At 32.9% G+C, this 16,120-nt stretch carries 9 protein-coding genes; 8 read left to right on the forward strand and 1 reads right to left on the reverse strand.

Annotated elements, in window-relative coordinates; translation table 11 throughout:
- From DRF61_RS18740 to DRF61_RS18755, 4 genes are all read left to right on the forward strand, one after another.
- Positions 1–681 carry a hypothetical protein gene (locus tag DRF61_RS18740; RefSeq protein WP_111959884.1) on the forward strand — a complete coding sequence of 227 codons (681 nt, stop codon included), beginning with the start codon at positions 1–3 and terminating at the stop codon, positions 679–681.
- A complete protein-coding gene (locus DRF61_RS18745) occupies positions 674–5,839 on the forward strand; it encodes an Eco57I restriction-modification methylase domain-containing protein (protein WP_111959886.1) in 5,166 nt (1,721 codons plus the stop codon). The genes DRF61_RS18740 and DRF61_RS18745 overlap by 8 nt, the downstream gene beginning before the upstream one ends.
- A 216-nt stretch (positions 5,840–6,055) precedes the next feature.
- Complete coding sequence (locus tag DRF61_RS18750; protein WP_111959888.1) at positions 6,056–8,269, forward strand: cysteine peptidase family C39 domain-containing protein; 2,214 nt, start codon at positions 6,056–6,058, stop codon at positions 8,267–8,269.
- A 4-nt stretch (positions 8,270–8,273) separates the two neighbouring features.
- Positions 8,274–8,771, forward strand: coding sequence for a hypothetical protein (locus tag DRF61_RS18755; RefSeq protein WP_111959890.1), 498 nt, complete (start codon positions 8,274–8,276; stop codon positions 8,769–8,771).
- 80 nt (positions 8,772–8,851) lie between these two features.
- On the opposite strand, the gene DRF61_RS18760 is transcribed toward DRF61_RS18755, so the two are convergent.
- Positions 8,852–9,136, reverse strand: coding sequence for an AAA domain-containing protein (locus DRF61_RS18760; RefSeq protein WP_111959892.1), 285 nt, complete (start codon positions 9,134–9,136; stop codon positions 8,852–8,854).
- Positions 9,137–9,264: 128 nt separating this feature from the next.
- Here DRF61_RS18760 and DRF61_RS18765 point away from each other — a divergent pair, with 128 nt between their 5' ends.
- The 4 genes from DRF61_RS18765 to DRF61_RS18780 are packed head-to-tail and all read left to right on the forward strand — an operon-like array spanning position 9,265 to position 16,119.
- On the forward strand, positions 9,265–10,176 hold the full coding sequence (locus DRF61_RS18765; protein ID WP_111959894.1) for a DUF4007 family protein: 912 nt from the start codon (positions 9,265–9,267) through the stop codon (positions 10,174–10,176).
- Positions 10,166–13,384 carry a hypothetical protein gene (locus tag DRF61_RS18770; protein WP_111959896.1) on the forward strand — a complete coding sequence of 1,073 codons (3,219 nt, stop codon included), beginning with the start codon at positions 10,166–10,168 and terminating at the stop codon, positions 13,382–13,384. Before DRF61_RS18765 ends, DRF61_RS18770 begins: the two co-directional genes overlap by 11 nt.
- On the forward strand, positions 13,381–14,487 hold the full coding sequence (locus tag DRF61_RS18775; RefSeq protein ID WP_111959898.1) for a phosphoadenosine phosphosulfate reductase domain-containing protein: 1,107 nt from the start codon (positions 13,381–13,383) through the stop codon (positions 14,485–14,487). The genes DRF61_RS18770 and DRF61_RS18775 overlap by 4 nt, the downstream gene beginning before the upstream one ends.
- Positions 14,488–16,119: a hypothetical protein gene (locus tag DRF61_RS18780; RefSeq protein ID WP_111959900.1), complete on the forward strand. Its 1,632-nt coding sequence runs from the start codon at positions 14,488–14,490 to the stop codon at positions 16,117–16,119.
- Position 16,120 lies beyond the last annotated feature (1 nt).

Consider the following 16,120-nt stretch of genomic DNA (forward strand, 5'->3'; position numbering starts at 1 on the left):
ATGAAAATACATTTAATACTACCATATGTGCTTTTTCTTTTTATCGCCAGTTCCTGTCACAAAGAAATCAAATCCGAGAAAGGTGGAATTGATATGATTTCCAATGTCTATTTTGATGCATCCAAGGGACTGGACAATATGCAGAGTTTTCATGTATCGAAAATAAATTATTCTCACGATCAGCTTATAGAATATGTTCCGGATCTTTCATTTTCCGAAATTAACAGACAGGTATATTATATCAGGGACTCACTTTGTTATCCTATTAACCCGATGGAACGCAATCTTATCTTTTCTGATCTTTCCAGGAAGGGACAGCCTTTTCTGGTTTGGAAAAAGAAAGAGGGAGCTGTGTTTTCAAAAGAATGGATTCCCAACTACAGGAACAGAAGAAACCTATCCGATACCATTTTATTCCATAAGAAATACAAACGATTTGAGATTAATTCTCCCTGGACCTATACAAGATTTTACATCTATCCGACAGACACTATTTTACCTTATTCGCTGTACAGACATGCTGAAAAAGACTATCACGGGCGGTTGGAACGTATTGATTCGTACAATAAAAAAGATGATGTTTTTGTAACGCTTCAATTATTGCCGAGAAAGAACTGGGATGATACTGCGAAAGAACTATTTGAATTTAATCATTTTGTAAAAAAACGGGAAAGTGAATGAAAACCAGCTAACATATAACATCGATGATATTTCCATAATAGAAGGGAATAAAAATGAACTGATTGTTTTTAACAGCAGTAAGGAAAGGGATTCATTCCTGGAACTGCTGAAATTAAATAATCAGAATAATAACAGAACCCTTGTTGCCATTCATTCCGGTGCAAATACCAAAAAGCTGATTAACAGGTATCAGAACTATGAGGGGAAAATATTCCTTTGCCTTGATGGAGACAGAACAGGAAATATGATAACACTGAAAATCCTTACTGAGCTGAATGATAAAAATATAAAGGACATTCGTCCCTTATACGGAATCTCAGAAAGCGGTAATCAAAGCCTAAGTGAGTATTTAGAAAACAAACTAGGTCTTCAAAATAAAAATACTATTTTAGTCGAACCAAAAAATTCAGAAGATGCAGACCTTAATAATAAACGAAACGGAATTCCCAACACTCAGCACGTGGGATCCCAACTTTCTGAACGAAATTCTGGAGAATCTCTCCAAAGAAGCCAATCCGAGCAAAACGGAAATCACCCGCGAGGACAAGCTATGGGCAGCAACCATGCTGGAAATGGACTTGCAGGCACAGGGTGGAGCAATTTGGGAAGCAGAGGAGAAGGAAGATCCGTTGACGGAACACAACCGCAGAATGATGAAGGAAATGAAGAAAGAAAACATTCCGTGGGCGGAATCGTATCCGGGAGAGCTTTATCCAATAGATCAGGATTAGATTTATCACATAAAAATAATGAGGATGTAGATATTCTCATTTCAAAGTATAGCGGTCAGAAGCTGACCAACGAGCAAGTTGCGGAAGTGGTTTCCGCAGCTTGCTTTGTTTCAAAGGACAATAAAATTATTTTAAATGAAAATCTTAGCCCTACAGATGAGCTGAAAGATATTTGCAGTCAGTTCAAAAGCGGTGGAACAGCGAAGGAAGGCAGAGGGATTTTAGATGAATACTACACCGATTCTAGGATTGTAGATGCTGTACGCAATTTAATTAAAGACCGGTTTAAAAACCGCCAGGAAATTTCAGTATTGGAACCGAGTGTAGGAACGGGAAATTTTCTCTATGCTGCAAAAGACTTGGGTATAAAAACCAGTATTACGGCTTTTGAAATCAATGAGACCACAGCCAGAATAGCAAAAATCCTTCATCCCGAAGCTGATATCCATCTTCGTTCCTTTGAAACTGAATTTATTGATGAGAAAGGTGGCAGAAAAGAATTTTCCGAAAAATATGATCTGGTTATCGGTAATCCTCCCTATGGTGATCATCGGGGATTGTACAAAGGTTTGGGCGAAGAACCGAAAATCTCAAAATATGAAGATTATTTTGTAAAACGCTCTTTAGATTCCTTAAAGCCCGGTGGGATTCTGGCAATGGTGCTTCCGTCGGGTTGGCTCAATCGTCAAGACCAATTGAAAAATGCCGAATTAATGGAGGGATACCGCTTGCCCAGTGGTGCTTTTGCCGGAACTGCCATTGGTACGGATATTATTATTCTAAGAAAAGACCCTCAGAAAATTTCCACGGATATTTCCAGCTATTTTGAAATTAATCCGGAAAAAATTCTGGGTGAAACCCGGCAGAAAACCAATCGGTTTGGACGTCAGGAAAACTATATCTACGGAAATTTAGAGGATGCTTTAATAAGAATTGAACAGCTGAGAGGCAAAAAAGAAACCGAAAGAATCGGGAATCTTTTTGAAGATTTATTCCTGGAAGCTGAAGAGGAACCTAAAATCACCTTACAAAATAAGGTTTCGGAGGTTCAACCGGAAAAAATTACAGATTCTGAGCCTGGTGAGACAAATCTTACTGAAGTTCAGGAAAAGGTTGAACAGGTACTTTCATCACTTAATTCTGTAAAATTCAAATCTCCGGCCGTTGTAAAGGAGATTGAGAAGTATGCTAAGATTCAATCCCAAATTGTCAGTAAGCCAAAGAAATTCGATCAAAGCCAAATTGATGAAATTCTCCAAAAAGCGGAGAAAATTATTCAGTCTCAAAATGAAAAAAATACAGAGTATAGAATTCAGACCAAGCCGGAGCTTAAAAAAGGAGTTCTGAAGTATCAATTCCTTAAATCCGATGAAATTGTAAATGCTTCGCTTCACAACAGCTCTGAACTTTCAAAGGCACAGATTGAGGCTTTTAGAGATACAAATTACGAAGGAGTTTTAAATAAAAATGGTAAACATCATCAATACGCCAATTTTATTAACGGAAAATGGGTGCATGATTTTTATTATGCTGAAGGGAATATTTATGCAAAATTAGAGCAATTAGAAATTGATTTTAAAGATTCTTTTTCGGATGGATATTCCGAAACTCAGTATTTAAAACAAAAAGCACTATTAGAAAGCGTTTTACCCAAGCCTAAATCCCTTGATGAAATTTTCATCAGTGCCAATCACGAATTTATACACCAATTTGGGTTAGGGTATGTAGAAAAAGAACAGTGGAACTCTAATTCAAGACAAATAGAAACCGTAATGGTATCCTACAATCTTGCTGAAAAGTTTAAAGATTTTGTAAGTAGTTTGCCTAGTGATGCCTTTGCGGGATCGTCGTCATGGGAAGTCAGAGGCTTTGTGGATAATGAAACGGTTACAGGAAGTGATAAAGAAAGAAATGCTCTCGTCCGTGAGAGGAGAAAAGCTGCTGCTAACGATTTGTTTTATAAATTTTTGAGAGAAGAATTATCGGATGAATTAAGGGAACGTTTCGTAAAAGACTTTAACAGAAACTATAATAATATCCATGTTCCTGATTATTCCAAATTTCCGTTGTTTTCTAAAATTCATCTCAATTTCAAAGGAAGAGAACTGAAGCTAACCGAAGTTCAGAAAGCGGGAATCGGAAGACAAACCACAAAAGGGGTTGGATTATTAGCACATGAGGTTGGTTTCGGGAAAACTTTATCCGGAATCTTATCCATGCACGAAGCGATGGAACGTGGAAATGCAAAAAGGCCTTTAATTGTTGTTCCTAACGAGAGTATTCTCAAACAGTGGGTGGAAACAATTTTTGAAACCATTCCTCATGCCAAACTAAATGTACTGGGAAACCTGGGTAAAGACTATGATCTCTCAAAGTTTAATAACAAGGACGGAGAGATTACCATCGTTACCTATGAAGGCTTTAATAATATCGGTTTTTCCGAAAATATTACACAAGAACTGGCTTCCAGATTTTCTTATATTTCAGAAAGTGAACTGAAAAGTGTTAATTCCATTAGTGAAAGGGATTTTCAGAAAGAACTGGAGAAAGAAAAAGAACTGGAGGGAAAAATGAAGCGTGGCAAAATCTATGATTGGGAAGATTTTGGCTTTGACCATCTGACGTATGATGAAGTCCATAATGCCAATCATATTGTCGGAAAAGTTAGAATAGAAGACCGTAGATTTGCTTCGGATTTCAGAAGCCAAAACCAGCAAACTTCCAAACTGGGAATCAATACCTGGATGGCGGCGCAATACATTCAGGACAAAAATGATGGAAGAAATGTAACGCTGCTTTCCGCTACCCCTTTTACCAATAAGCCTTTAGAATATTATTCCATTTTATCCCTGATCGCCAATAAACGTCTGGAAGAGTCCGGTTACTTCAATGTCAATACATTTTTTGAAACCTTTATGGAGGCAGATAATGATATGGAAATTGATGCCAAAGGTGATGTGAAATTCAAAGCCAACGTGCGTAGGTTCAAGAATAATTCGCTGTTTCAGCAATTGCTTTCCGAATTTATTGATATTAAAGGGGAAGAAGATAATCCAGAACTGAAGCGTCCCAATAAAATCAACAAAGAATATAAAATTGAGCAAAATGATCTGACGAAAGAGCAATATGATCTACTCAATGAAAGCTTTAGTGAAACAGAGAAAGGAGCCATCCTTACTCATATCCTTAATGCCCGGTTGATTGCCATTTCTCCATATCTGTCGATTTATTATGATGGAGAAGAACCTTCTGTACAGGAATTTATAGAGAATTCTCCGAAGCTAAGGCAGACGATGCAGCTGATCCGGCAGAATAAAAAAGACATTCCGGATTCAGGACAAATTATTTATTCAGAATTAGCCGTTGCAGAATTTCCAAAGCTGAAAGAATATCTCATTAATGAAGTTGGTTATAGACCGGAGGAAATTGGAATTATTACTGGAGCAACCAGTAAACCGGGTAGGTTAAAGATTCAGGATGACTTTAATGCAGGAAAAATAAAAGTAATCATAGGCAGCGAAGCCATTCAGGAAGGAATGAACCTTCAGGAAAATACAACTGATCTGTACCTCCTTTCTTTACCGTATAATTTTACTTCTTTACGGCAGGTGGAAGGACGAATATGGAGACAGGGGAACAGGAATGAAAATGTCCGTGTCAATTTTATGCTGACCAATGACAGTATTGATGTTTTTATGCTTCAAAAATTGCAGGCTAAGCAGGCAAGATATTTAGAAGCCATGAAAAAAGGGGCGGATGTATTGGATGTTTCGGATATCAGTACCCAGGAGCTCAAGATATCAATCATTACCAATCCGGAAACAAGGGCTAATATTGAGATTGAACTGATGAAAAAACGGATTGAAAGTGAGAAAAATAAACACCTTGCGGATAGTGCCTTTGTATTAAGGAAATATGAGGATTTTATCAAAGTTCAGGAGGGAGTGACCAAAGCAGAGTATAGTTATAACAGGATTTTAGGGTACTCCAAAGAAGAAGGAGAGGACTCAGAATATTGGAAAAATCAGCTTCCATCTTATCAAAAAACGATAGAGCTGGCAAAAGAAGAAGTTCAAAAAGCAATCCGGCATTTAGCTGAAAAAGGAGTGAATGTTACAGAAATTGAGAAGCAAACCAAGGCTACAGAGGATAAAATAGCTGAACTGGATAAAAAACTGGAAGAGCTTCCGGAGATAAAAGATAATTTAATTGCTCAATATAAGATAGAAAAAGAGCAGCAGCTTAAAATTAATAAGTATATAGATCATGTAAAAGACAGGGCAGAAGAGAATAAAATTCTATATAATACTTTATTAAACGTGAGTCCTATAAATAATATGGACAGTAAAAATTCTTTAGATCTAATATCAAATCAAGTGGAGGATATGAATTTGGCTAACGTAACTACTGCTATCAGAAAAAGATAATGAAAAATATGTAGAGATTCCTTCTCATCTTTTCCCAGAAATTAATTTTTCAGACGGGATTGAGTTTAGCAGAAAGTAAGACATGGATATTTTTTCTCATTTTATTTTGGATAAATTTTTTTAAGGAAAATATAACACGTCAAGTTCTGGCGTTGGTGAGTATTAGCTTTGCTTTAGAAACATTAAAACGAAATATTAATTGCTAAAACACAGCTTATGAAGAAATTATTTGATGATGAGTGGAGTGATGATCTTTCTGAATTTAAAGTCATTTCCATAGAAGATTTAAACAAGGGATTTGTAGGAGATAAAAATGCTTTGGGTGACCATATAATCAATAAAGACAACTCTCCTGATTACAGAAGCCCATTCCATGACTACAGAAATACTCCTTTAGGTTATTCTTATCTGACAGATAATCCTGTATCTATATTTGCTTCAACTGGAGTCAATGAGAAAGGAGAAAAAGGATATGAGTATTATGCAGAAGTTCTGCCTTGTGAAACAGGTTCACAGGTATATGGAAGCTATCAGGTTAATGCCAGAAAGAAACAAGCTTTATTTCTATTCTATGAGAAACCTAATCCCAATAAATCAAACTTTTCTGGTGATTTCTATATTGCCAAAATGGGAGATTACTTTGTACAGCTCTTCAAGAGGTTTCCAGAACCATTACCCTCCAATGTAAATGGTCAGTTTTTTAGAAATATCACCTCTATGGAAGATGAAGCTGCCTATCTGGCACAGTTGGCTTATTCTTTTGAGAAGGATAAAATAGATCCTACTCTTGTTCATCAGGCTTTAATGAGAGAATATCAGTTTTACACAGGAGACAGAAGGTTTGAAGAAATCATAGGAAACATCTCATCTATTCCTGCTGATGCCATTGGATGGTGTGCTGGAAAGTTGGAAGTTTTTAAGCCTACAGAGAAGAATTACAATCCTCAGGCTAAAGATTATTCTCCATTAATCCCTATTATAGGAGGTGTCGCAGTTCCTGTTAATATAAATAAAGCTGCACAGTTCTTTGAGGACTTAGGTGACAATCCTTTTGTTCAGGGGGCGGAAGTTGCTTTTTCAAAGGTTTGGTCATTGGTAAAACAGGCTGCAAGCAAGGTTAAAGATGCTTCTATAGAACATCTTCCTGATGCCTTTAAAAAGCTGATCAATAAAATTACTGGAGTTATTAATGATATTAGATCCTTTCTTACCAATGTAACAGATGATCTTAGTGAATTGGTAAAACAGGGGGTAGAGGTCCTTAAATTAGCTAATGCCTTCTATTGCGGTGTTAATAGTGGTCTAATTAGTCTTATACAATGTTTGCTGTATATTTTAGAGTTTCTTTTACAGCCTACAACTGCTTTCTCCTATCAGCAGTATCTTGAAAGAAGAGACTTGATGGAAAAAGCAGAAGATGTATTGGATTGGGTAACAGAGAATGTTCCTAAATTCTTACAGGGAGTTAAAGACCTATTCAAAGCCAGTGGAAGCATTTCTCAATCTGATATGGAAGGAATACTGGATAAGATAAAGGAGTATTTTGGTGATGTTTCAAGATATACAGTAGCTTTTTATGTAGGCATTTTTGCCTTTGAACTACTAATTAATATTCTGTTACTTATTTTTACAGAGGGAGCAGGAAATGTGGTAAAAGGAGCTACTTATGTACAAAAAGCAGCAAGTCTATTAAAGGTTCTGGCAAGAGAAACTGTTTCTGTAGCCACATTAGGAATTACAGATTTATTGGCTTTTCTTTCAAGATTTATTATTAGATTTGGAAAGGCTTGTGCTAAAGGGTTTGCTGGCTTTACCAGATTCATTGAAGAATTATTGCAAGGGGCTAAAAATGGTGCTAAAGCAGAGGAACTAGCTGATGAAATCCATGATATAGAGGAAGTAATAATCAAAGGAAGAAAACTTCAAAAAGGAGGTGGTGATGCAACCAAGTCTTTTGCTGAAAATGCAGGAATTAAGATAGAGCGATTTTTAAGTGAAGCTAAGGTCTTTGGACAATCTACAGACTATACTTGTGCTGCTACTTCTTTGAGAATGATATTACATGACAAGGGTATTTTACTATTAGAAGATGAATTGGCAAGAGCATTAAAAACTGATACTAATGGGGCTTCAATTTTAGATATCCCTGAGGCTCTATATTTCAAAAGATTGGAAGATCAGGTAACAGCTGTTGCTGAAAAAGATATTAAGTTATCAAAGTTATTAGAAAAATTAGAAGACGGAGATAAAGCAGTTGTGAGTATTGGCACAGAACATTTTAAAGGACATGCAGTAGTACTGGAGAAAGTGGAAGATGGTAAAGTATTTTTACGTGATCCCTTACCTATGAATCAAGGTGCTTCATACAAAATGAATATTGAAGATTTTACAAAAATATTTAAGAAAAAAGCAGTAATTATTAAAAAATAAAACAATGACAGAGGCAGGAAACATACAATATAATACAAAAGGAGAAAAACCTTCAAAAGGCTATCAGATAGTTAGAGTGAGAAATGTAGCCCACTCAAAAGAGGTATTAGATAACTTTAAGAATGCAGTTCTAACCATCTTAAAAAACAAGGATTTAAGTGATGAAGACCCAAAATGGGAGCAGTTATTACCACAAGGAATAGTTAGTAAAATCAAGCAGCTAAATGATGATGATTTTAAGTACGATGAACTTTTATATAGAATACATTCAAGTATTGATAATTTTTTTGAGATAAAAGACTGGGAGTGGTATAGTTCTTTAGAGACAGAAAAAGGATTTGATATTATTGTAAAAGGGTGGTTCAATGCTCATCAATTTATCAATTTTATCCATTGCCAAAATGTTCCTTTAGATGATATCAGGATTATAGATGCTGATAAACAAGAAATTTATGAGCTAAAAACTATCAAGGATTATACTTCATATAAAATACTAAAATAGACATAGTAAGTATTAACCATACTAGTTTAAATCTAAAGAGACTGTTTTGTGAGCCTCTTTAGATTTTATTTCTAAACAAATTATATTGTAGCTGCCATTACATCAAAATAAGAACATTGTCCCCATAAATTTTTATTTCCAATGACATAGATTCTTTTTTTAGCTCTTGTAAGAGCTACATTAAGCATTTTAGGTTTTGATGATGCCCAATTTCTTGCTCCGGAAGATTTGGGATCACTTCCTAATACTAAAAATACAATGTCAGCTTCTTTTCCCTGAAATTTATGAATGGTTCCGCAGGAAATTTCTGGTTTGCGATAAAACTCTAGGGCGCAGTAATCAGTATTTTGTTTTAAGTTTTTCAATTTCTCTTTTAATACATGCTACAATCGTACGAGAAATGATCTCAATGATAGTTTACGTATTTACGTTGTCTCTGATTTTAATTTTGATTACTTTTACAATATAAAAAAATTACTTTTTTAAGACCACAATGACATTAACAAATTCAGAGATATTAAAATTTACATTTTCCGGACATGACTCTTTTCAATGCCGACAACTTTGGTTAAAAAAGGGATATGATTTTGTTCAGGAAGAACAATCATTCAACAATGAAGATGCGGTTGTAAAACTTGGTGTTGGGAAAAATATGGTTTCTGCAATCCGCTATTGGATGAAAGCTTTTAATATCATCGACAATAAAGATAAATTAACAAAATTCGGGATAAAAATTTTTGATACAGAAAATGGATACGATCCATTTTTAGAAGATGAGGCGAGTTTATGGTTATTGCATTATCAACTTGTGAAAACAGGGCTTGCTTCTATATATACAATTATTTTTAATGAATTCAGAAAAGAGAAACTTTTTTTCACAAAAGAAACTTTTTTAAATTATTTAAAACGATTTCAAGAGGTAAATCCTGAATTAAGCTTCAATGAAAACACAGTTGCAAAAGATTTTACTGTCTTTTTGAATATGTATAAAAATGATGAGAACAACAATGATGTAGAAGATAGTTTTTCGGGAATTCTTTCAGAAATAGGATTACTAAAAACTATTTATTCTACTATAGAAGATGAAAAAGGGAAAAAAATAAAAATAGAACAATTCCAAATTGAAAATAATGAAAGGGATGGTTTGCCTGATGCTGTGGTGCTTTTCTCAATTTTGGATAATCCTATTTTCGGGAACTCAATTAGTTTAAATTCTTTGGAATTTGATACTAATAGTCCGGGTTCAATCTTTGCATTAAACCGTTCAGGATTAGTAAATAAAATTTCTGACATTGTTAGTGATAATAAAAACATTACTTTCACTGACCATGCGGGAATCAAAGAACTTCAATTTAAAAATAAACCTGATGCATATTCAGTTTTAGATAAATATTATGGCAAATAACTTCACTACATCAATAAATATAATTAGGGATACGGAAAGAAATTTCAATTATATCCCAACGCCTAATGCTGGTCAAGTCGTGAGCCAAATTGTAAACGATTTTAAAAAAGGTATTCGCTCTTTTAACATTGTGGGAACCTATGGAACAGGAAAGTCATCGTTCTTATTAGCATTTGAACAAAGTATTAAAGGTGAAAAAAGATATTTTGAACCCAACTTCATAGAGAATCCTAAATCTGATTTTATAAAAATTATTGGAACTTACAATTCCATTATAGAAGAATTTTCGGATATATTTGGAGTAAATATTAATAAGAATAGACACGAAAATATTCTATCAGAAATATTCAATCGCTATCATTCATTAGGAAATAATGGTATACTGTTTTTGTTGTTAGATGAGTTTGGTAAGTTTTTAGAATATGCGAGCAAGCATAATCCTGAGAGTGAATTATATTTTATTCAACAATTAGCAGAATTTTGTAACAATCCAAAATATAATATTATATTAATCACTACTGTTCATCAAAGTTTTGAGTCCTATGCTTATTCATTAAGCAATACTCATAAACAAGAATGGACAAAAGTCAAAGGTCGTTTTCGTGAAATTACATTTAATGAGCCGGTAGAACAACTTTTGTATTTAGCTTCTGAACATATTACTGAAAACTTTGAAAATAAAGAATCTAAGTCAGTAATAGAAAAATGTTTGAATTTATCAGTTGAAACAAAAGCATTTAATTTCAATAATGATTTTTTAGGAGGGATAGCTTCAAAATTATATCCGCTTGATATAATTGCTGCAAATACGCTGACTCTTGCATTGCAACGTTATGGACAGAACGAAAGATCATTGTTTACTTTCCTTGAATCAACAGACCATACAGGATTAGCAAAATTCAATAAGCGCGAAAATCCATTTTATAATTTGAGTTGTGTTTATGATTATTTAAATTTCAATTTTTACTCATTTCTTACATCCAGATATAGTCCCGATTTTTCGGCTTGGAGTTCTATCCGTTCTGCAATAGAAAACATAGAACGAACGTTTGACGTGTTTATAAATGATTATATTAAAGTCGTTAAAACGATAGGATTATTAAATATTTTTTCAGCCAATGGAGCTGTTTTGGATGAGGATTTTTTAAGTAGCTACCTTGAAATAGCCTGTGGGGTTTCAAATAGTGAAACTATCATTAAGAATCTTGATTCCAAAAATATTATACGTTTTCGTTCCCATAGTAAACGATACATTCTTTTTGAAGGGACAGATTTAGATATTCAAACAGCATTAATTGAAGCGGGAAATAAAATTTCAGAGGTAAGTGATGTTACTACACTTCTTAATAAATATTTTAATTTTTCTCCAGTATTTGCTAAGCTTTATTCCTATGAAACAGGTACTCCAAGATTTTTTCAATTTAGGATTTCGGAATACCCTATGAAACAAGAAATTCCTGAAGGAGAAGTAGATGGTTATATTAACCTTATTTTTAATACCAAATTTACTTCAAAAAATATTGAAGAGGTCTCAAATCTACAAAAAGAGGCTATAATTTATTGTTTTTTTGAAAATTCGACTGAAATTAAAGATTTACTTTTTGAAATTGAGAAAATTCAAAAAGTAATTGATGAGAACAAAGAAGATAAAGTAGCCAAAAGAGAATTAGAAAATATTTCTGATTCTCAAAAAAGATTATTAAATCATTATATTACAGATAGTATTTATACAGGAGGTAAAGATATAAAATGGTTTTTCAGAGGAGAAGAAAAAACAATCTCTAATAAAAAAGATTTTATCAAATTACTTTCACAGGTTTGTAGTATCGTCTACGATGAAACACCAATTTTTAAAAATGAATTAGTAAATAGACATAAAATATCACCTTCTATTCATACTGCTAAACGAAGCTATTTTAAAGCATTAGCAAATAATTGGGATAAAGAAAATTTAGGTTTCGAAGATGCTAAATTCCCACCTGAAAAGACTATCTATTTATCTTTATTGAAAGAAAATGGAATTTCTCCTATTCGTGAAAACTCTATTGATGTTATTTCGATTAATGAAGATTCGTCATTTTATAAATTATGGAAAGCTTCCGAAAACTTCATAGAAGAAGCTAAAGAAGAAACTAAGAATATTTCAGACTTTGTTGAAATATTAAGCCAGCGGCCGTTCAAACTGAAACAAGGATTGATAGACTTTTGGATTCCTACATTTTTGTTTTTAAAACGCGATGATTTTGCTATTTTCAATGAAGATAGTTACATTCCTTACCTGTCTGAAGAAAATCTTGAATTGATAGCCAAATATCCACAAGAATATACTATTAAGGCTTTTGATATTGAAGGCGTAAAATTGGATATCTTTAATAGTTACAGAACTTTTTTAAATCAATCTGTTGAAGAAAAGTTTAAGAATGAATCATTCATAGAAACCATAAAACCTTTTATAGTTTTTTATAAACAATTACCGGAATATTCTAAACAAACAAAAAGATTATCATCGACAGCATTAAAAATTCGTAGAGCGATAGCTACAAGCAAGGACCCAGAGGAAACATTCTTTGAAGATTTTCCAAATGCATTGGGATTATCTCTTAGTACATTGCAAAAGGATAAGTCCAAATTACAAATTTATACTATAAACTTACAAAATGCAGTACGAGAATTAAGGACCTCATATGATGAGTTAGTAAAGAGATTTGAAGAATTTATTTGTGGGGAGTTTGTAGGAAAAACTGTTGATTTCGAAGAATACAAAGAGTATTTACAAAAGCGTTTCAAGAAGCTAAAGAAACATTTGTTATTAGCCAATCAAAAAACATTTGTGCAGCGTATTGATTCATCTTTGGATGATAAAAAAGCATGGCTTAATTCTATAGCACAAGCAGTTACGGGGAAAACACTTGAAGTATTTACTGATGAAGACGAAATCTTGCTGTACGAAAAGTTTAAAGCGATTATTTTGGAATTGGATAGTCTAACCAATATTTCAAAAGCAGATATTGATGAACTTAATGAGGATGTTATTGGAGTTAAGATTGACTCATTCTTTAGTAAGATTGATCCTAAGGTTGTGAGAGTCCCTAAAAGCAAGAGCAAAGAGATTGAAGATTTGAAAAATATATTAAAAACTCAACTTGGAAATGACAAGACTTCAAATATTGCTGCGGTGTTAAATTTATTAAAAGAATTAATGCAATGAGGAAAACAAGACACGTTTTAGGAATTTCAGGAGGCAAGGATAGTGCGGCTTTGGCTATTTATGTGAAAACCAAATATCCAGAGTTAGAGTTAGATTTTTACTCAAGTGATACAGGAAAAGAGCTTGATGAAACCTATCAGCTAATCCAAAATCTTGAAGTTTATCTAGGGATAAAAATAAATATTCTAAAAGCTGCGGAAAACAGTTCAGAAGATCCTTTTGACCATTTTCTGAAAATGTATGGAGGCTTCTTACCTTCTTCAAATTCCCGTTGGTGCACCAAAAAATTAAAGCTCGACCCTTTTGAAAAATATGTTGGTACAGACCCTGTTGTTTCTTATGTAGGGATTAGAGGAGATGAAGAGAGAGAAGGATATATATCTACTAAGAAAAATATACAGTCTATTTTTCCATTCCGAAAGAATATTTGGAGTGAAGATGTAGTAGCTAAATTACTGTCTAATCTAAATATCGAAATGATAGAGAGTTATGCTAAGAATATTGATTTTGGCCGATTTCAGGAAAAAGCATTACAAATTGTTTCCAAAAAAATTGATACTTCTTTTACTCAGGCACAAAAGTTAAATGCTTTATTGGAAACTGATATAAAGGGCTTCAATCATTTAGTGTTTGAATTTTTAAAAACAACTGACTATCCTTTGGCGAGAGAAAAATCATTTCCATTGCTAGATAATGAAGATGTTTTAGTACGAGATGATATTTTTAAAATTTTAAAAGAAAGTGGTGTTGGTGTTCCTGCTTATTATAATAAAATTGATTTTGAAATAAACGGAAAAACAGGGCAATATGCCAGGAGCCGTTCCGGATGTTATTTCTGTTTTTACCAACAAAAAATAGAATGGGTTTGGTTGTACGAGCAACACCCAGAGCTTTATAAAAAAGCCATGGAATATGAAAAAGACGGTTATACGTGGATTCAAGGCGAAAGTTTAGAGGACTTGATACAACCCGAAAGAATGGAAAGAATTAAAACAGAATATATTAAAAGAATGGAGCGAAAAGCATCTAAAAATCAATCCCCTTATCTCATTGATATTTTAGGAGAGGAAGAAGGAATTGGTTGTGCGAGCTGTTTTATATAAATGAGAGAAGTACTTGAATATTACTTAAATAATTGCCAACAAGCAATGATTCACCAAAACGAATTATCATTCGAATTTGGTGCTGACTATATCATTGCATATTCTTTTGACATAAATGACGACATATATAATGAATCTTTTGATGATGAATATGAATATTATTCTTACAACACCATAAATGACTTTTCTGATATTGACGAGTTGTTAGGGAAGATAGACGATTTTACATCTTTTACTATAAAAGGGTATGAATATTTAGGCTGGAGAGAAGATTTGACAGAAGGCAGGTCTATTACCAACGAAATGTTTTCGTTGATTAAAATAATAAGGAAGTATCAGCAAGATGCTGTACATAAGTATTATACGAGTATAGATTTTGGAGATGAAATGTGTGATAAATATGGAAGTTACTCATTTAACATTAGATTTATTGAGGAACTCTGGTGGAATATTGAATTTGCAAAACATCTTATTGAGAATAGTGTAAGGACCGTTTCTGTTCCAAATTTTTATACAATTTTCTTTCGTAAGAATCAGCAAATAAAAGATGATAAAATAGTTCCGATAATATCTACTAATACTAAAGTTAGACGTTTGGGTTATTTTAAAATCTTATCGCTATTCTTTAATGAGAATAAGAAGGCTCCTGCGACTTCTATCAATAAAAAATTTGAGAATTATTGTTTAAAATATAGAGAGCTATTAGAAGAAAATATATTTAAAAAGGGGTTGATTAACGAAACAAAAACAGGAATATCTGCAAAGCCTTATATTGACACAGCTAATGATTTAGAGTTTTTAAATAAGATACATAATATTTATTATTCTGGGAAGTCATTTAAAGTCTATCAAACTCTACAAAATGAATTTTCAGATTCCAGTAATGTTTTTGAGTTAAGCAACTTCGACAGAATATTTTTTTTAGAATGTATTTTAAGAAATGATTACTTCTATTTTAGCAATCTTTTAGAATTAATCTATATCGAAGAAAATACAATATATTCTCATTTGGTTCAAGTGTTTAAAAATCAACTGATAGCTCGTTTAGAAAACTATAAAAAAGAGAACTCTCATGCAGATAGAAAGATTTTAAATGGTATAGAAACCGTATTAAATAGAATAAGAAAATGGGAAAAACCAGAGGTGTACTTAGAACATATAATAATGCCTCGATTAAACTGGATGTTGGATTTGGGGATTATTACAGGGACAAATAATGAATTTAAAATTACAGAAATTGGATTGAAATTATTTCAACATCTATGTATTTGGAATGATATAAATACTGATGAAATTATTTCAGCAGATGCTTTTCTTGACCTATTTATGGTTCATTTATATGATGACTGTTATAATAAAAGTGAGGTGATAAATCCCAAAAATGAGAACTTAATTTTGGAAAAAATGTATAAGCACATTAAAAATAGCTTTGATTTGTTTAAGACTTTAGCTCCAAATAGAGTAACGGCATCTCAAGCATCAAATTATACAAAATATCAATTATACTTTAATGACAGTATAAAAGTCGGGTATCAGTATATTTTAAGTAAATTGTCTGAAAAAGAACAAGATAAGTTCATCTTTAAATATCAAGAGCAATATCAAGACGGTTATATTCAAAATAAGAACTAAA

The sequence above is a fragment of the Chryseobacterium lathyri genome, from assembly GCF_003290185.1.
GTDB lineage: Bacteria > Bacteroidota > Bacteroidia > Flavobacteriales > Weeksellaceae > Chryseobacterium > Chryseobacterium lathyri.

Coding starts and splice junctions, on each gene's coding strand:
- DRF61_RS18775 (WP_111959898.1), top strand. CDS start 13,381: ATGAGGAAAACAAGACACGTTTTAGGAATTTCAGGAGGCAAGGATAGT.
- DRF61_RS18770 (WP_111959896.1), top strand. CDS start 10,166: ATGGCAAATAACTTCACTACATCAATAAATATAATTAGGGATACGGAA.
- DRF61_RS18780 (WP_111959900.1), top strand. CDS start 14,488: ATGAGAGAAGTACTTGAATATTACTTAAATAATTGCCAACAAGCAATG.
- DRF61_RS18750 (WP_111959888.1), top strand. CDS start 6,056: ATGAAGAAATTATTTGATGATGAGTGGAGTGATGATCTTTCTGAATTT.
- DRF61_RS18740 (WP_111959884.1), top strand. CDS start 1: ATGAAAATACATTTAATACTACCATATGTGCTTTTTCTTTTTATCGCC.
- DRF61_RS18755 (WP_111959890.1), top strand. CDS start 8,274: ATGACAGAGGCAGGAAACATACAATATAATACAAAAGGAGAAAAACCT.
- DRF61_RS18765 (WP_111959894.1), top strand. CDS start 9,265: ATGACATTAACAAATTCAGAGATATTAAAATTTACATTTTCCGGACAT.